14 protein-coding genes are annotated in these 18248 nt (G+C 74.4%); 8 read left to right on the top strand and 6 right to left on the bottom strand.

The window, feature by feature from the left end:
* Positions 1–2 precede the first annotated feature (2 nt).
* The 7 genes from alc (at position 3) to ACFY0X_RS21495 (ending at position 8856) form a co-directional block, all read left to right on the top strand.
* Entirely contained in the window at positions 3–1199 is a 1197-nt protein-coding gene (gene alc / locus ACFY0X_RS21525) for an allantoicase (RefSeq protein WP_387756759.1), read from the top strand.
* 105 nt (positions 1200–1304) lie between these two features.
* Positions 1305–2765: a catalase gene (locus ACFY0X_RS21520; protein ID WP_387756758.1), complete on the top strand. Its 1461-nt coding sequence runs from the start codon at positions 1305–1307 to the stop codon at positions 2763–2765.
* Between the two features lie 303 nt (positions 2766–3068).
* Positions 3069–3848 (top strand): IclR family transcriptional regulator, encoded by a 780-nt coding sequence (locus tag ACFY0X_RS21515; RefSeq protein ID WP_387756757.1) that lies wholly within the window; start codon positions 3069–3071, stop codon positions 3846–3848.
* Between the two features lie 254 nt (positions 3849–4102).
* Complete coding sequence (locus ACFY0X_RS21510) at positions 4103–5017, top strand: metal-dependent hydrolase (RefSeq protein ID WP_387756756.1); 915 nt, start codon at positions 4103–4105, stop codon at positions 5015–5017.
* A 41-nt stretch (positions 5018–5058) separates the two neighbouring features.
* A complete protein-coding gene (locus tag ACFY0X_RS21505; protein WP_387756755.1) occupies positions 5059–6147 on the top strand; it encodes a PDR/VanB family oxidoreductase in 1089 nt (362 codons plus the stop codon).
* Between the two features lie 13 nt (positions 6148–6160).
* Positions 6161–7099, top strand: coding sequence for a M24 family metallopeptidase (locus tag ACFY0X_RS21500; protein WP_387756754.1), 939 nt, complete (start codon positions 6161–6163; stop codon positions 7097–7099).
* Positions 7100–7107: 8 nt separating this feature from the next.
* Positions 7108–8856, top strand: coding sequence for an SDR family oxidoreductase (locus ACFY0X_RS21495; protein ID WP_387756753.1), 1749 nt, complete (start codon positions 7108–7110; stop codon positions 8854–8856).
* 170 nt (positions 8857–9026) lie between these two features.
* Here ACFY0X_RS21495 and ACFY0X_RS21490 read toward each other — a convergent pair whose 3' ends face one another.
* From ACFY0X_RS21490 to ACFY0X_RS21465, 6 genes are all read right to left on the bottom strand, one after another.
* On the bottom strand, positions 9027–9320 hold the full coding sequence (locus ACFY0X_RS21490) for a hypothetical protein (RefSeq protein ID WP_387756752.1): 294 nt from the start codon (positions 9318–9320) through the stop codon (positions 9027–9029).
* A 99-nt stretch (positions 9321–9419) separates the two neighbouring features.
* Positions 9420–10616 carry an XdhC family protein gene (locus ACFY0X_RS21485; RefSeq protein ID WP_387756751.1) on the bottom strand — a complete coding sequence of 399 codons (1197 nt, stop codon included), beginning with the start codon at positions 10614–10616 and terminating at the stop codon, positions 9420–9422.
* Positions 10617–10708: 92 nt separating this feature from the next.
* The gene (locus ACFY0X_RS21480) at positions 10709–12238 is read right to left on the bottom strand and encodes an NCS2 family permease (protein ID WP_387756750.1); all 1530 of its coding nucleotides are present in this window, start codon (positions 12236–12238) and stop codon (positions 10709–10711) included.
* Positions 12239–12497: 259 nt separating this feature from the next.
* On the bottom strand, positions 12498–14882 hold the full coding sequence (gene pucD, locus ACFY0X_RS21475; protein ID WP_387756749.1) for a xanthine dehydrogenase subunit D: 2385 nt from the start codon (positions 14880–14882) through the stop codon (positions 12498–12500).
* Positions 14879–15367: a (2Fe-2S)-binding protein gene (locus ACFY0X_RS21470; RefSeq protein WP_387756748.1), complete on the bottom strand. Its 489-nt coding sequence runs from the start codon at positions 15365–15367 to the stop codon at positions 14879–14881. Before ACFY0X_RS21470 ends, pucD begins: the two co-directional genes overlap by 4 nt.
* The gene (locus ACFY0X_RS21465) at positions 15364–16251 is read right to left on the bottom strand and encodes an FAD binding domain-containing protein (protein ID WP_387756747.1); all 888 of its coding nucleotides are present in this window, start codon (positions 16249–16251) and stop codon (positions 15364–15366) included. Before ACFY0X_RS21465 ends, ACFY0X_RS21470 begins: the two co-directional genes overlap by 4 nt.
* A gap of 302 nt (positions 16252–16553) precedes the next feature.
* Here ACFY0X_RS21465 and ACFY0X_RS21460 point away from each other — a divergent pair, with 302 nt between their 5' ends.
* Positions 16554–18212, top strand: coding sequence for a PucR family transcriptional regulator (locus tag ACFY0X_RS21460; protein ID WP_387756746.1), 1659 nt, complete (start codon positions 16554–16556; stop codon positions 18210–18212).
* The last annotated feature ends 36 nt before the right edge of the window (positions 18213–18248 follow it).

Below are 18248 nucleotides of genomic sequence, written 5' to 3'. Positions count from 1 at the left end.
CAGTGACCACTGCCGACACCCCGAGTGCCCGCTTCACCGAGCTGGTCGACCTGGCCTCCCGACTGCTCGGCGCGGGCGTCGTAGCCACCAACGAGGACACCTTCGCGGACGCCGAGAACCTGCTGGTCGCCGCGCCGGCCGAGTTCCGTCCGCACACCTTCGGCCACAAGGGCCAGATCATGGACGGCTGGGAGTCCAGGCGCCGCCGCGGCGTCTCCGCCGACCGGCCGCACCCCACCGACGAGGACCACGACTGGGCGATCGTCCGGCTCGGCGCCGCCGGGGTGGTCCGCGGCGTGGTCGTGGACACCGCCCACTTCACCGGCAACTACCCGGAGTCCGCCTCGGTCGAGGCCGCGTCCGTCCCCGGCCACCCGTCGCCCGAGGAGCTCCAGGCGGCCGAGTGGACCACGATCGTGCCGCGCACCGGGCTGAAGGGCGACACCGCCCACGAGTTCGCCGTCGCGGACGGCACCCGCTACACCCACGTACGGCTGAGCATCTTCCCGGACGGCGGCGTCGCCCGGCTGCGGGTGCACGGCGAGGTGCTGCCCGACCCGCGCGACCTGGACGGCCTCACCTTCGACCTGGCCGCCCAGGAGTACGGCGGCGTGGCCGAGGCGGCGTCCGACCGCTACTTCTCCTCCCCGCACAACCTGAACGCTCCCGGCCGCGCCACCGTCATGGGCGACGGTTGGGAGACCCGGCGTCGGCGCGACAAGGCCAACGACTGGGTGCGGATCGCCCTGGCCGGGGGCGGTGAGGTCCTGGCCGTCGAGGTGGACACCTCCTGCTTCGTCGCCAATGCCCCCGGCTGGGCCGACCTGACCGGCTTCGACGCCTCGACCGGGGCCGACCCGGCCCACGGCGAGTGGTTCGAACTCCTGCCCCGGACCCGGCTCCAGCCCGACACCCGGCACCGCTTCCGGCTCGCCGGCGGCCGTCCGGTGACCCACGTGCGGATCAACGTCCACCCGGACGGCGGGCTGGCCCGGCTCCGGCTCACCGGCCGTCTCACCGAGGCCGGCCGCACCGCGCTCGCGCTGCGCTGGTTCAACGCCCTTCCGGCCGCCGAGGCCGTCGCGGCCCTCACCGGAGCCGGTCGCACCGCCGACGAGGCCGCCGCGCTGACCGCGGCCCGACCGGTGGCCGATCCGGTGGCGGCCGCGGCTCTCGTCCGGAGCCTGCTCCGGATCTGACCGACCGGCAATTCCATGGCGACGGGCGGCGCTATCCGGAGAACTGATGATCCGTCAGCTGGCCCAGCCGGGCCATGACCCTTATCGACACCCGAAGGACCTTCCATGCCCAAGACCCTGACCACGGAGTCCGGCGCCCCGGTCGCCGACAACCAGAACTCGGCCTCGGCCGGTGAGCACGGCCCGCTGCTGATCCAGGACCAGCACCTGCTGGAGAAGCTGGCCCGGTTCAACCGCGAGCGCGTCCCGGAGCGCGTCGTGCACGCCCGCGGCTCCGGCGCGTACGGCTACTTCGAGGTCACCGACGAGGTCGCGCGGTACACCCGGGCGGGCTTCCTCTCCGAGGTCGGCAAGCGCACCGAGGTCTTCCTGCGCTTCTCCACCGTGGCCGGCAACCTCGGTGCCAACGACGCGGTGCGCGACCCGCGCGGCTTCGCGGTGAAGTTCTACACCGAGGAGGGCAACTACGACCTCGTCGGCAACAACACGCCGGTGTTCTTCATCAAGGACCCGATCAAGTTCCCCGACTTCATCCACTCGCAGAAGCGCGACCCGTACACCGGTGTGCAGGAGGCGGACAACGTCTGGGACTTCTGGGCCCACTCGCCGGCGTCGACCCACCAGATCACCTGGCTGTTCGGCGACCGCGGCATCCCGGCGTCGTACCGCCACATGAACGGCTACGGCTCGCACACCTACCAGTGGGTCAACGCCGACGGTGACGCCTACTGGGTGAAGTACCACTTCAAGACCAACCAGGGCATCCGCTGCCTGGACGCCGGCCAGGCAGCCGAGGTGGTCGGCGGCGACGCCGACTCGCACCAGCGGGACCTCCACCAGGCCATCGAGCGCGGGGTCTTCCCGTCCTGGACCCTCCACGTGCAGCTGATGCCGGTCGCCGAGGCCGCGGACTACCGCTTCAACCCCTTCGACGTCACCAAGGTGTGGCCGCACGCCGACTACCCGCTGGTCAGGGTAGGCCGCCTGGTGCTCAACCGGAACCCGGAGAACGTCTTCGCCGAGGTCGAGCAGGCCGCTTTCTCGCCGAACAACTTCGTGCCGGGCATCGGCCCGTCCCCGGACAGGATGCTCCAGGGCCGGCTGTTCGCCTACGCGGACGCCCAGCGCTACCGCCTCGGCGTCAACCACACCCGGCTGCCGGTGAACGCCCCGCGCGCCACCGAGGCCGACAACTACGGCCGGGACGGCCTGATGGCCGTCAACAGCGCCGGTCGCGGCAGGAACTACGAGCCCAACTCGTACGACGGCCCGGCCCAGACCGGCGAGGCGCTGGCCGCGCCGGTCCGGGTGGGGGGCCACACCGGCACCCACCCCACCCCGGCGCACTCCAAGGACGACGACTTCTTCCAGGCCGGCGAGCTGTACCGGCTGATGTCGGCCGACGAGCGGACCCGGCTGATCGGCAACATCGCGGGCTCCCTGGCCCAGGTCTCGCGCGACGACGTGGTGGAGCGGAACCTCGCCCACTTCCACGCGGCGGACGAGGAGTACGGCGCCAGGCTGGCCGCCGCCGTCACCAAGCTGCGGGAGGGCGACGAGGGCTGACCCGGCCCGCCCCGACCGACCCGCCGCCCGCACCCCGTCCCCGTCCCCGCCCGCACTCCGCCCCTGCCCCCCGTCCGCACCACCACTCCCACCGCCGCCCGGGCCGCACCCGGCGGCCGTGGGACGGGCCTCTTCCCGCCTCCGGGCGGCGGGGCGGGGCCCGGGGTGTCCGCCCAGGTCGGCCGGGGGGTCAGCACGGATTGTCCACGGATATGTACGGACGGCAGCCGCCGGAGCCGCCGGGTGGATAGGCTGGTGGCGTGCCCGCGGTCGCTCCGTGGGGGGACATCGGAAGGGGACGACATGTCGACACCAGCCCCGGGTCGTCACGCCGCGCTTGACCAGGGTCCGACGGGCCCGTTCACCTCCCTCCAACACGCCCTCAGACTGCTGGAGGCGGTCGACCGCCACCCCGACGGCACCACCCTGGTGGCCCTCGCCCGGGAGACCTCGCTCGGGCTGCCCACCGTGCGCCGGCTCGCCGAGATCCTGGAGGTCGAGGGCTATCTCCAGTGCCAGGACGGCGGTTGGCTGCTGGGCGGCACCTTCGCGCTGCTCGGCCAGCACAACCGGGAGCAGCTGGTGAAGGCCCGGCTCAACCGCAAACTCGCGGAACTCCGCGACGAGTTGGGGGCGGCGGTGTACTTCGGCCGGTACCACGACGGCGAGTTGTCGGTGGAGGCGGTCTCGGCCGCCGAGTACGCGCCGGCCGTGCAGGAGTGGGTCGACTTCCGGGCCACCGCGCACGCCAGCGCGATCGGCAAGTGCCTGCTCGGCCAGCTGGACGCGGACGCCCGGCGCGACCACCTCTCCCGGCACCCGGTCGCCCGGCTCACCTCCCGCACCGTCACCGACGCCGACCAGCTGATGCACCGGCTGGAGCGGCAGCCCGCCACGGTGCCGGTGCTGGACATCCAGGAGTACGCGCTGGGGACGGTGTGCGCGGCGGTGCCGATCACGGCGGGCAACACCGTCGGCTGCCTGGCCACCTCGATGCCGGCGGACAACATCCACAGGCTGAAGGCCGCCGCCGAGCTGCTGGCGGCCCGCGCGGCACCGCTGATGCTGGCGATGGCGGTCTGAGCGCCGCCCGGCCGGAGGGCCCCGTCGGACGCGTGCCGTCCGCCGGGGCCCTCGGGCTTTCCCCGCGGCCCGAACGCGTGTTCAGGGGCGGTGTCCGCCCGGCCGCGGCGGTGGTCCGCCCGGTCGGGGCCCGGCGTCCGGCAGTTATTAGACTCGATGTCGATAAGACCCGCCCGAAACCCTTGTCCCCACGGCTACCCGCGAGTACGTTTCCCTGGAGCCGAGCCGCCGCCCCCAGGTCAGGAGGGCCTGCCATGCCCCGTTCCACCCCCGTCCCCGCCCTCGCCGCCCCCGCCGCGCGCGTGCACGACAGCCTCGTCCTGGAACCCCGGGACGTCCGCTTCGACTGGTCCCGGCTGCCGCTGCACTGGATCCCGGACGAGCCGATGGCCACCCACGTCATCAACGTGCTGCACCTGCTGCTGCCCGAGGGGGAGCGGTGGTTCGTCAAGGTGTTCAAGGAGGCGCTGCCGCTGATCCGGGACGACCAACTGCGCGAGGAGGTCCTCGGGTTCATCGGGCAGGAGGCCATCCACGCCGAGGCGCACCAGGAGGTCCTGGACCACCTGCTCGGCCAGGGGCTCGACCCGCGGCCGTACGTCCGGCAGATCGCCTGGCTGTTCCAGCGCGTGCTCGGCGACAAGCCGGGGCTGACGCCGGCCCGGCAGCGGGAGAACGTCATCGAGCGGGTCGCCTTCATCGCGGCGATCGAGCACTTCACCGCCTTCCTCGGCAACTGGGCGCTCAACTCCCCGGGCCTGGACCGGGCCAAGGCCGACCCGACGATGCTGGACCTGCTGCGCTGGCACGGCGCGGAGGAGGTCGAGCACCGCAGCGTCGCCTACGACCTGATGGTCCACCTGGACCCGGGCTACCTGCGCCGGGTGCGCGGCATGGTGGTCTCCGGGCCGCTGCTGGTCCACCTCTGGGTGCGCGGCGCCCGCTTCCTGCTCGCCGCCGACCCCACCCTGGAGGGGCGGCTCAAGCCCACCTGGCGGGAGGCGGGACGGATCGCCAGGCGCGGACTGCTGCCGGACCCGGTCAAGTCGGTCCGCTCCGGGCTGCGCTACCTGCGGCCGGGCTACCACCCGACCCAGGAGGGCTCGTCCAGCCAGGCGCTGGGCTACCTCGCCACCTCCCCGGCCGCCCGCGCGGCCGCCGGGCGCTGAGCCCGGTCCTCCTCCCTCCCCACCCCCAAGGACGCCGCCGGATGGACCTGCTCACCCCGCCCCCCGACCTCTACGGCCGCCCCCGCGCCGACGGCTTCATGCGCCGGCTCACCGCCTTCGGCGACCGCTACTCCCCGGCCCTCGGCGGCCCGCTGCTGCGCCGCAACCCCCGCCGCCCGCTCAGCCGCCCCACCCCGCCGCTCCAGCTGGTCGTCGCCGGGCGCCGCGAACTGGCCGCCGACGTCGTCGAACTGCGCCTGGCCGACCCCTCCGGCGGCCCGCTGCCCGGCTGGCAGCCCGGCGCCCACCTGCGCCTCGTCCTGCCCTCCGGCCGCGACCGCCACTACTCCCTCAGCGGCGACCCGGCCGACCGCGCCGCCTACCGCATCGCCGTCCGGCGGCTGCCCCAGGGCGGCGGCGGGTCCGTCGAGGTCCACGACGCCCTGCACCCCGGCACCCGGCTCACCGCCCGCCGCCCGCGCAACGGCTTCGCCTTCTGCGCCGAGCCCGCCGTCCTCCTGCTGGCCGGCGGCATCGGCATCACCCCACTGCTCCCGATGGCCCGCGAGGCCCAGCGGCACGGCCTGGACTGGCGCCTGGTGCACGTCGGCCGCAGTGCCGACACCCTGCCGTACACCGACGAGCTGCGCGCCCTCGACCCGCACCGGGTGGTGCTGCGCACCGACGACGAGCACGGCGGCGTTCCCACCGGCGCCGAACTGCTCGCCCACGCCCCGCGCGGCGCCGCCGTCTACTGCTGCGGTCCGGCCCCGATGCTCACCGCCGTGCAGCGGGCCCTGGACGACTCCCCGGCCGCCTCCCTGCACTTCGAGCGCTTCGGCGCCGCCCCGGTGACCGACGGCGAGCCGTTCGCCGTCCGCCTCGGCACCGACGGTCCGACCCTGGACGTCCCCGCCGACCGCTCCGCCCTGGACGTACTGCGCGAGGCCCGCCCGGACCTCCCGTACTCCTGCCACCAGGGCTTCTGCGGCACCTGCGAGGTCCGGGTGCTGGCCGGCCCGCCCGACCACCGGGACCGCCGCCTCACCCCCGAGCAGCGTGCCGCCGGCGCCCTGCTGCCCTGCGTCTCCCGGGCCGCCGAGGGCGAGACCCTCGTGCTCGACCTCTAGAAGGAGCCCTGCCATGGCGAAAGCGACCCCCGCCTTCCGCTACACCGAGCGCGACCTCACCCGCTTCCGCGAGACCCAGCAGCTCGCCTACCACTGCGCCGAACAGGTCGCCGCCTGGATCGAACCCGGGGTCACCGAACGGCAGGCCACCGCCGAGCTGCGCCGCCGCCTGGTCGCCGCCGGGGTGCAGGACTTCTTCCACGTCCCCTTCGCCTGGTTCGGCGACCGGACGGCGTTCCGGCACTTCCACACCCCGCTCCAGTTCTTCGCCGGCAACCGGCGCCTGGAGGAGGGCATGCCGTACGTGCTGGACTGCGCGCCCGTGGTGGACGGCTACACCGCCGACATCGGCTACGGCGGCAAGGTCGGCGAGAACCGCGTCTGGGACCGCCTGGCCGCCGACCTGCGGGTCTACCGCGAGCTGATCCTCGACGAGGTGCGGGCCCGCAAGCCGCTCGCCGAGGTGTACGCGGCGGTGGACGCCCAGATCGCCGCGCACGGCTACGACAACCGGCACCAGGTCTACCCGGGCCGGGTGATCGGCCACCAGGTCACCCGGAACACCGCGCGCGGCCCGGCCGGGGTGAACGTCTTCGGCTTCGGCGTGCGCACCCTCCAGACGCTCGGCCGCGAGCTCGTCTCCGAGCGGCTGCACGGCCGTTCGCCGCTCTGGGCGGACGGCCGGGCGTCCCGGCACGCGCCCACCCCGGGCCTGTGGGCGGTCGAGCCGCACATCGGCTTCCGGGGCGTGGGCATCAAGTTCGAGGAGCTGCTGGTGGTCACCGAGGACGACGCCTACTGGCTCGACGACGACCTGCCGCACGTCCGCCGCTGGACCGCCGCCACCGAGCAGACTGTCACCGCCCGGACCGCCGCCGCCCCGGCCGCCGCCGCCCCGACCGCCGCCGCCCCGACCGCCGCCGCGCCGACCACCCTGGAGGCCACCCGATGACACGCCCGATGACGAGCCGGCCCGAACCCCCGGCGGCGCCCCCGGTCCGCCGCCGGACCGTCCACTCCGGTGGCCTGCCGCTCGCCGTCTTCGAGCAGGGCGACCCGGCCGCCCCCACCGTCCTCCTCGTGCACGGCTACCCCGACTCCCACGTCGTCTGGGACGACATCGCCGCCGACCTCGCCCGCGACCACCACGTGGTCCGCTACGACGTGCGCGGCGCCGGCGAGTCCGCGGCCCCCGCCGACCGGTCCGGCTACCGCCTGGAGCACCTCGCCGAGGACCTGTCCGCCGTCGCCGACGCGGTCAGCCCGGACCGCCCGGTGCACCTGGTCGCCCACGACTGGGGCTCGATCCAGTCCTGGGAGGCCGTCACCGCCCCCGGCGCCGAACGCCGGATCGCCTCGTACACCACCCTGTCCGGCCCCAGCCTGGACCACATGGGCTACTGGCTGCGCCACCGGCTGCGCCGCCCCACCCCGCGCCACCTCGGGCAGCTGCTGCACCAGGGCCTGCACTCCTGGTACATCACCGCCTTCCACCTGCCCTACCTCGCCCCCGGCATCTGGCGCCTCGGCCTCGCCCGGGCCTGGCCGCGGGTGCTGCGCGACCTGGAGCACGTCAGCCCGCGCGCCGACCACCCGCAGCCCACGCTGCGCCGCGACGCGGTCCGCGGCATCGAGCTGTACCGGGCCAACTTCCGTCCCACCATGGGCAGTCCGCGCGAGCGGCCGACGGCGGTGCCGGTCCAGCTGATCACCCTCACCCGGGACCGGTACGTCGGCACCTACCTCTCCGAGGGGTTGGAGCGCTGGGTGCCCGACCTGACCCGCAGGACGCTGCACGCCGGCCACTGGTCGGCGCTGCTGGAGAAGGGAGCCACCGTGGCCGGAATGGTCCGCGAGTTCACCGCCCGCGTCGACGCGGGTCAGGCCCGGCCGGCGGAGGGCGACGGCCGGCTGGTCGTGGTCACCGGCGGCGGCAGCGGCATCGGCCGGGCCACCGCGCTGGCCTTCGCCGAGGACGGCGCCCGGGTGGTGGTCTGCGACCTCGACCTCGCGGCCGCCGAGCGCACCGCCGAACTCGCCTCGCTGATCGGCCCGGAGGCCCACGCCTACCGGGTGGACGTCTCGGACGGCGCCGCGATGGACGACTTCGCGCGGACCGTCGCCGCCGAGCACGGGGTGCCCGACGTGATGGTCAACAACGCGGGCGTCGGCCACTCCGGGACGTTCCTGCAGACCACCGAGAAGGAGTGGCAGCGGGTCCTGGACGTCAACCTGTGGGGCGTGATCCACGGCTGCCGCGCCTTCGGCGCCCTGATGGCCGACCGCGGCCAGGGCGGCCACATCGTCAACGTCTCCTCCGCCGCCGCGTACCTGCCGTCCAAGGCGCTCACCGCCTACGCCACCAGCAAGGCCGCGGTGTTCATGCTCTCCGACTGCCTGCGCGCCGAGTTCGTCGGCCACGGCATCGGGGTCTCCACCATCTGCCCCGGCATCGTCAACACCAACATCACCCGCACCTCCACCTTCTCCGCCACCACCTCCACCGAGCAGGCCGCCAAGCAGGCCCGCGCCGCGAAGCTCTACGCCCGCCGCGGCTTCCCGCCGGAGAAGGTCGCGAGCGCCATCCTCACCGCCGTCCGCACCGGCAGGCCCGTCGTCCCCGTCACCCCCGAGGCCAAGGCCGCCCGACTCCTCTCCCGCCTCAGCCCCGGCCTGCTGCGCCTCGCCGCCCGCCTCAACGTCACCTGACCGGGGCCGCGGACGGGGCGCGCCCCGGGCGGCCGCAGGGGGCCGCCCGGGGCGGTGAGCGCATCGAGGCCCGTGGAGACGACAACCGCCCGGCGGCCGATGGACCGGATGACCGGCGCGGTCGTGGCGGGATTCGGCGTGAGGCCGGCGCCGGGCGACCGGCCGGGGGCTCAGGAACTCAACCGCCCCAGGCCTTCCAGCAGTTCGTCGGCGTTCATGCAGATGTGCAGGTCGACCTTGGCGTTCGCCTGCAACCAGAACGGCTCGACGAGGGACGGCAGCGAGGCCTCGTCCTGGACGTCGACGACGACGATCATGGTGCGATGCCCGTTGCGCGCCAGGAAGTAGGCGGCCTCCGGTTGGAGTTGGGCCAGCGACTGCTTGATGCCTTCGGCCATCGACCCGTCGTTGATGGCCTGGTTACCCGTCGGCGTGTCGAGTTCGATTTCCAGCAGGGCGCGCATGATCCCCGCTCCTTCCCCGGGCTCGGGGCGAGTCCGCAACTCCAGCCTCCCGCCGCGATGGTGATCACGCAACGTGAGTGGCGCCGGAGCCGTTTCGGCTCAGGCCGCGTGGGTACTGGGAGTCGGTCCGCCGGTCGCGTCACCCTCCGTCGCCGTTCGCGACGCGTCGTGGTGGATCGGCCCGTGCGAGGCGCTCAGCGGCAGGCAGCTGCCGCCGCGGCGGTGGGCGACGATCTCGGCGGCGACCGACACCGCCGTCTCCTCCGGGGTGCGGGAGCCGAGGTCCAGGCCGATCGGGGAGCGCAGCCGGGCCAGTTCGGCCTCGGTCAGCCCCGCCTCGCGCAGCCGGGCCGCGCGGTCCCGGTGGGTGCGGCGCGAGCCCATCGCGCCGACGTAGCCGACCGGCAGCCGCAGGGCGCGCTCCAGCAGCGGGATGTCGAACTTGGCGTCGTGGGTGAGCACGCACAGCACGGTGCGCCCGTCGATCCGGTCGAGCTGGGAGTCCAGGTAGCGGTGCGGCCAGTCGACCACCACCTCGTCGGCCTCGGGGAAGCGGCGGGCGGTGGCGAAGACCGGCCGGGCGTCGCAGACGGTCACGTGGTAGCCGAGGAACCTGCCGATCCGCACCACCGCGGCCGCGAAGTCGATCGCCCCGAACACCAGCATCCGGGGCGCCGGCACGTACGACTCGACGAAGCAGGTGACGGTGCCCCGCCCGTGCCGGTCGCAGGGGCGTCCGTCCAGGCCGAGCACGATCCGGCCGGTGCGTCCGGCCTCCAGCATCGCCCGGGCCTGCGCGACGAGCGCCCGTTCCAGCCCGCCGACCGTGGAGGGCGTCGGGGAGAGCGCGCCGTCGACCCCGTCGGCGGTGACCGCCAGCGCGGCCCCGAGCAGCCCGTCCGGCCCGGCGATCACCCGTACCAGCGCCACCGGCGTGCCGGCCGCGAGGTGGGCGATCCCGGCGTCCAGCCCGGCGTCGGCCCCCGGCACCACCGGCTGGACGAACACGTCCAGGACTCCGCCGCAGGTCAGGCCCACCGCGAAGGCGTCCTCGTCGCTGTACCCGAAGCGCTCCAGCACCGGCCGGCCGTCGGCGATCGCCGCCTGGCACAGCTCGTACACCGCGCCCTCGACGCACCCGCCGGAGACGCTGCCGACCGCCTCGCCGTCCGCGTCCACGGCCAGCGCCGCCCCGGGGTCGCGCGGTGCGCTGCCGCAGACGCCGACCACGGTGGCCACGGCGAAGGAGCGCCCGGACGCGTGCCAGGCCCGCAGCTGCTCGGCGATGTCCTGCATGGAGGCTCCTTACCCGGTTTCGACAGTAGCGGGAGACGCCGCCGTACGGGAAACGATCCCGTACGGCGGCGGTGGCGCTCGGTTACGGGGCGCTAGTGCACGCCCAGCCAGGCCCTGACCGGGCCGATCGCGAAGTACACCAGGAACACCGCGGTGAGGATCCACATCAGCGGCCCGGGCTCGCGCCGGCGCCCCACCCCGGCCTTGATCACCGTGTACGAGACGACGCCGGCCGCCACGCCCGCGGTGATGCTGTAGGTGAACGGCATCAGCACGCAGGTGAGGAAGGCGGGGACGGCCACCTCGCGGTCGGACCAGTCGACGTGCCGCGCCTGGCCCATCATCATCGAGCCGATCACGACCAGGGCGGCCGAGGCCACCTCGACCGGGACGATCCCGGCGATCGGCGAGAAGAACAGCATCAGCGCGAACAGGGCGCCGGTGACGGTGGAGGCGAGCCCGGTGCGGGCGCCGTCGCCGACACCGGTGGCGGACTCCACGAAGACGGTCTGCCCGGAGGCACCCGCCAGGCCGCCGACCGCGCCGCCGGCGCCGTCGACGAACAGCGCCCTGGACAGCCCGGGCATCCGGCCCCGGCGGTCGGCCAGTCCGGCCTCGGTGCCGACGCCGATGATGGTGGCCATCGCGTCGAAGAAGCCGGCCAGCACCAGGGTGAACACCGCCACCGAGGCGCTGATCGCGCCCATGCCGTGGCCGCCGAAGGCGCCGAACAGGTCGACGTGGCCGAACAGGCTGAAGTCGGGGGCGGAGACCGGGCTGCCGGGCCAGACCGGTACCGAGTTCCGCCAGGCCCCGGCCGGCACGTGGGCGACCCGGTTGACGACCATCGCGAGCACGGTGCCGCCGGCGACGCCGATCAGGATCGCGCCGCGGACGCCGCGCGCCATCAGCACGAAGACCGCCAGCAGGGTGACGCAGAAGACCAGCACCGGCCAGCCGGTCAGCTCCCCGGCCGGGCCGAGCGAGAGCGGGGTGGGGCCGCCGGTGTGCAGGAAGCCGGACTTCTGCAGGCCGATCACCGTGACGAACAGGCCGATGCCGATGGTGATCGCGTGCTTGAGCGGCAGCGGGATGCCGTTCATGATCCGCTCGCGCAGCCCGGAGACCACCAGCAGCACGATCAGCAGGCCGTAGATCACGCACAGGCCCATGGCCTGCGCCCAGGTGGTGTGCGGGACGACCAGCGCGGAGACCGCTCCGGAGACGGAGAGCCCGGCGGCGAGGGCGAGCGGCACGTTGCCGACCAGGCCCATCAGGACGGTGGTGACGGCGGCGGCCAGCGCGGTGGCGGTGGTCAGCGCGGCGTGGTCCAGCTTCGCGCCGGTGGCGTCCGCACCGCCCAGGATGAGCGGGTTGAGCAGGATGATGTACGCCATCGCCATGAAGGTGGTGAGCCCACCGCGCAGTTCGTTGGCGACGGTCGATCCCCGGGCCGAGATCCGGAAGTAGGCGTCCAGGACGCCGGCGGGCCTGTCCCCGTCGGGCCGGTCGGCGGCGGGGTTCTCCCCGGCGGGGCCGTCCCCGTCGGGCTGGTCGGGGGCGGGGCTGTCGTCAGCGGGTCTGTCTTCGGTGGGGCCGGGCTCCGTGGGGATCCTGGGCATGTCCACTCCCAAGTGTCAAAGGGGGTTGGGGTGGGCGAGCCGACCTGGCCGCCGGTCGACGGAGCGGCGCAGGGGGACGTATCGACTCACTGGGCGGGGCACTCGCGCGACGGGGCGACGGGAGTGCCCGGCGGGCGAGCGAGGCGGTGCGCACCGCTGCGGACCCCGGCGTGGGCAGGGCAGCGGGTGGGTGGGGGTGCCCCGGGGCGGTGCGGCGGCGGGAAGGCGGCCACCGCCCCGGGGAGCCGAACTCCGGCTGTCAGCCGGGCTGTTCGGTGGTCAGGTGCTCCGGCCGGACCGGGATCCGGTTGAGCGCCAGCCCGGTGGCGGCGCGGATGGCGGCCACGATGGACGGCGTCGCCGAGACGGTCGGCGCCTCGCCGACTCCGCGCAGCCCGTACGGCGCGTTGGGGTCGGGCAGTTCGAGCAGCTCGACCGGGATCGGCGGGGTGTCCAGGATGGTGGGGATCAGGTAGTCGGTGAAGGAGGCGTTGCGCACCTCGCCGTCCCGCACGATGATCTCCTCCATCACCGCGAGGCCCAGCGCCTGGGTGCAGGCGCCCTGGATCTGGCCGACCACGGAGAGCGGGTTGAGCGCCTTGCCGACGTCCTGGACGGCGGTCAGTTCGACCACCTTGACCAGCCCCAGCTCCACGTCCACGTCCACCACCGCGCGGTTGGCGCAGAAGGTGTACTGGACGTGGCCGAAGCCCTGGCCGGTCTCCTTGTCGAAGGGCCGGGTGGGCCGGTGGTGGTGCTCCCGGGTCTGCTCGATCGCCTCGTCGCCGAGCAGGTCGACGATGGGGACCAGCACGCCGGCCGCGGCCGAGACCACCTTGCCGCCGGCCAGCGCCAGGTCGTCGTGGGTCCAGCCGTAGCGCCGCCGGCCCCTGTCGAGCAGCTCCCGGCGCACCGCCTCGGCGGCCAGCTTCACAGCGCCGCCGGTCATGTACGTCTGGCGCGAGGCGGAGGTCGAACCGGCCGACCCCACCTCGGTGTTGGCCGGGTGGATGGTGACCTGCTCGACGCCCAGCTCGGTGCGGGCGATCTGGGCGTGCACGGTGACGCCGCCCTGGCCGACCTCGGCCGCCGCGGTGTGCACCATGGCGACCGGCTCGCCGCCGATCGCCTCCAGCCGCACTCGGGCGGTGGAGTAGTCGTCGAAGCCCTCGGAGAAGCCGACGTTCTTGATGCCGACCGAGTAGCCGACGCCGCGCACGATCCCCTCGCCGTGCGAGGTGTTGGACAGCGCGCCGGGCAGTCGGCGCAGGTCCGGCCGCTCGGTGTCCAGCGGCGGCGGCAGCGGCGCCTCCTTGGCCCGCCGGAGCAGTTCGGCCACCGGCGCGGGCGCGTCGATCTCCTGCCCGGTGGGCATCCGGTCGCCCTGCCGGACGGCGTTGAGCTGCCGCAACTCGACCGGGTCCATGCCCAGTTCGGCGGCCAGCTTGTCCATCTGGGACTCGTAGCCGAACGCGGCCTGCACGGCGCCGAAGCCGCGCATCGCCCCGCAGGAGGGGTTGTTGCTGTACAGCGCGAGGGCGTGCATCCGGACGTTCGGGATCACGTACGGGCCGTGCCCGAGCGAGGCCGCGTTGCCGACCACGGCGGGGGAGGAGGAGGCGTACGCGCCGCCGTCCAGCACGATCCGGGCATCGGCGTAGACCAGCTTCCCGTCCCGGGTGGCGCCGTGCTCGTAGTGCATCCGCGCCGGGTGGCGGTGCACATGGCCGAAGAAGGACTCGTCCCGGGAGTAGACGATCTTGACCGGCTTGCCGGTGCGCAGGGCCAGCAGGCAGGCGTGGATCTGCATCGAGAGGTCCTCGCGGCCGCCGAACGCGCCGCCGACGCCGGCCAGGGTGAGCCGGACCTTCTCCTCCGGCAGGCCGAGCACCGGCGCCATCTGCTGCCGGTCGACGTGCAGCCACTGGGTGGCGATGTAGAGGTCGATGCCGCCGTCCTCGGCGGGCACCGCGAGGCCGGACTCCGGGCCGAGGAAGGCCTGGTCTTGCATGCCGACCTCGTAGTCGCCGCTGACCACCACGTCCGCCAGCGCCCGTACCTCGTCGGTGACGCCGCGTCCGGAGACCAGCCGCTGCTCGTGGCAGATGTTGCCGTGCGCGTGGGACTTGTACTCGTGCGGCTCGTGCACGTACCCGTACGTCTCCGGGTCGAGGCACTGCTCCTCGGTGACGATCGGGGTGAGCACCTCGTACTCCACCGCGATCTTCCGCACCGCCCGGCGGGCCGTCTCCGGGTGGTCGGCGGCGACCAGTGCGATCGCCTCGCCCTGGTGCCGGACCCTGTCGATGGCCAGGGCCGGCTGGTCCTGGATCTCCAGGCCGTAGTACTTGGAGCCGGGGATGTCCTCGTGCGTCAGCACCGCGTACACCCCGGGCACCGTGAGCGCCTCGGAGACGTCCACCGAGAGGATGTTCGCCCGGGCGTGCGGCGAGCGCAGCGCCGTGCCCCAGAGCATGTCCTCGTGCCACAGGTCGGAGGAGTAGGCGAACTCGCCCCGGACCTTCAGGTTGCCGTCCGGGCGCAGCGGCGAGCCGCCGATGCCGTCCTTGGAGGCCTGGTGGATCTTCTGGAGGTTCTTCTGCCCCCGGACGGTCCGGGCGTCCTGGATCGCTCGCTCGCTCATCCCGCGGCCTCCGTCCCCGCGCACTTGCGGGCCGAGGCCAGCCGCACCGCGTCCATGATCTTCTCGTAGCCGGTGCAGCGGCACAGGTTGCCGGACAGCGCCTCACGGATGTCGTCGTCGCTCGGCTGCGGGTCGTCGGCCAGCAGCGCGTCGGTCTGCACCAGCAGGCCGGGGGTGCAGAAGCCGCACTGGACGGCGCCCGCGTCGACGAACGCCTGCTGGACCAGGCCCAGTTCGCCGTCCGGCGCGCCCAGGCCCTCGACCGTGCGCACCTCGCGGTCCTGCACCTGGCCGGCCGCGACCAGGCAGGAGCAGACCGGGACGCCGTCCAGGTAGACCGTGCAGGAGCCGCACTCTCCCTGCTCGCAGGCGTTCTTCGAGCCCGGCAGGCCGACCCGCTCGCGCAGCACGTACAGCAGGCTCTCGCCCTCCCACACGTCGTCGGCCTCGACCGGCTTGCCGTTGGCGGTGAAAGTGACCCTCATGCCGCGCTCCTGATCTGCTTGCCGTAGTCGTTCCAGGTCCAGGTGAGGGTGCGGCGGGCCATCACGGCGAGCGCGTGCCGGCGGTAGTCGGCGGTGCCCCGGACGTCGTCGATCGGCGAGGCCGCGGCCTTCACCAGCTCGCCGAAGCGCCGGACCACCTCGGTGCCCAGCGGTTCCCCGGTCTCCCACAGGCCGCGTTCGGCGAGCACGCCCCGGAGGTACTCCTCGGCCTCGACGGCGCGGCGCGGCGTGGGGGCGGCCGAACCGATGCCGGTGCCGACGGTCCCGTTCCGCGGGTGCAGCGCGAAGCCGAACGCGCAGACCGCGATCACCATGGCGTTGCGGGTGCCGATCTTCGAGAACTGCTGCGGGCCGTCCGCCACCGGGACGCGCACGGCCCGGATCAGCTCGTCGGCCGCCAGGCAGTTGCGCTTCACCCCGGTGTAGAAGTCGTCGATCGGGATCAGCCGGGTGCCGCGCACCGAAGCCGCCTCGACGAACACGTCCCGCCCGGCCGCCAGCAGCGCCGGGTGCGAGTCGCCGGCCGGGGAGGCCGCGCCGAGGTTGCCGCCGACGCTGCCGCGGTTGCGGATCTGCGGCGATCCGACGGTCCGGGCCGCCAGCGCCAGCCCGGGCAGCGGACCGGACAGCTCCGCGATGATCCGGGCGTACGGGACCGCGGCGCCGAGCCGCACCACGCCGCCGTCGTCGGACCACGCGGTGAGTTCGGTGACGCGGTTCAGGTCGAGGATCGCGGATGGCCGGTGCACGTCGAAGTTCAGCTCGACCATGACGTCCGTGCCGCCCGAAAGGGGCAGCGCGGTCGGGTACTCGGCCTTCGCCGCGAGCGCCTCGTCCCAGGTGGCGGGCCGAAGGAACTCCATGCGGGTGTCTCCTCAAGTCGTCGCCCGCCGGGTGCCCGGCGGCGTGTCGCCCAGTGAACCGCTGTGACGCGGCCCACTGGCAGTCACCGATGGCATGAAGCCCCGGCTGTGAGCCCGCCCGGCATCCTGTACGTTCCTCTAAGGAGGAGAATCCCGCAGCCCAGGTGTTCGCCGGGGTGTCACCTACGACCGTAATCCGGCCCGGATGCGCGGGCCACGGACTCGGAACGCCCGCCCGCTCGGCCAGGCCCTATCGTTTACCCCTTCATCCCTCCCCCCAAGCCCCGTTAAGGAGTCCGCGGATGCGCGTCCGTGACCTGCTCGCCCCCGGCGCCCCGCGACTGCGCCTGCTCGCGGCCGAGGAAGAGCTGGACCGGCAGGTCAGCGGCGTGATGACGACGGACCTCCAGGACCCGGGCCGCTACCTGCACGGCGGCGAGCTGGTGCTCACCGGCATGCTCTGGCGCACCGTCCCGGCCGACTCCGAGCGCTTCGTCCGCACCCTGGCGGCCGGCGGCGCGGTGGCCCTGGCGGCCGGCGAGGCCGAGGTCGGCCCGGTGCCCGAGGACCTGGTCGAGGCCTGCCGCCGGCACCGGATGCCGCTGCTCGCCGTCCCCGACGACATCGCCTTCGGCACCGTCACCGAGTTCATCGGCCGCCAGGTCTCCGCCGACCGCGCGGCCGACCTCGCCGCGCTGGTCGACCGGCACCGCCTGCTGGTCTCGGCGGCCGGCGGCGGGGGGCTGGACGCGGTGCTGGACCTGCTCGGCGGCGACCTCGACCTGGACTGCTGGGTGCTCGCCCCGACCGGTGCGGTGATCGCCGGCCCCGCCGACCGGCTCTCCGCCCAGGACCGCGACCAGCTGGTCCGCGCCCACCTCGCCGCCCAGCGCCAGCGCCGCCGCCCCCCGCACCGGGCCCGGCTGGCGGCCGGCACCTACTCGCTGCTGCCCGCCCCGGCGCCGGCCCCCGCCTCGGTCTCCGCGTCCGCCTCCGCCTCCGCCGAGCCCGCCTCCGCCGAGCCCGACGCCCCGCAGTCCGACTGCCCGCTGGCCGACTGGGTGCTCGCGGTGGCCGGCGACGTCACCGAGTGGACCACCAAGCGCCAGCAGCTGGCCGAGAACCTGGCCCGGCTGGTCGCCGCCGAGCGCCACCGCCGCGACGAGGGCCGCCGGCTGCGCCGCCGGCTCGCCGACGAGGTGCTCGCCCTGCTGCGCCACGACGCCGACCCGGCCGAGATCGGCCGCACCCTGTACGCGTCCTCGGCGATGGCCGCCCGCTACGCGGGCTCCGAGCCCGGGTCCCGGGCGGAGGAGGGCTCCTGGCTGGTGCTCAGCGCCGAGGGCACCGGCCTGCCGGAGGGCACCGTACGGGCGGTGCTGGAGGAGGCGCTCGGCGGCACCTCCGACCGCGCCCTGGTCGCCGGGACGGGCACCGGCGCCGTCGTGGTGCTGCCCGCCCCGGAGGTCCCGGTGCCCGCCGACACACTGCGCGAACTGCTCGCCCCGCTGGAGGCCGGACTCGGCCCGGAGGGCCGGATCACCCTCGGCGTCTCCGCCCCCGCGTCCGGGGCCGGCGGCCTGCGGGGCGCCCTGGAGGAGGCCCGGCACGCCCGCCGGATCGCCGCCTCGCGGGTCGGCCGGGTCTGCGTCGCGGGCCCCGAGGAGCTCGCCTCGCACGTGCTGCTGCTGGCCGCCGTCCCGGACGAGGTGCGCCGCGCCTTCCGCGGCCGGCTGCTGGACAAGGTGATCGCGTACGACCTGGAGCACCAGGCGGACCTGGTCCGCACCCTGGAGGCCTTCCTGCGCTCGGACGGCTCCTGGACCCGCTGCGCCGGGCAGCTGCACGTCCACGTGAACACCCTGCGGTACCGGATCGGCCGGATCGAGGAGCTGACCGGGCGTGACCTCTCCCGGCTGGAGGACCGGGTGGACTTCTACCTGGCGCTGGAGCTGGCCTGACGCCGCGCCCGGACAGCCGGAAGGGCCCGCCGCGAT

Source organism: Kitasatospora sp. NPDC001547 (genome assembly GCF_042894165.1).
Lineage (GTDB): Bacteria > Actinomycetota > Actinomycetes > Streptomycetales > Streptomycetaceae > Kitasatospora.
Note: the sequence above shows the minus strand (reverse complement) of the source record. Positions and strands in the feature narration are given on the sequence as shown.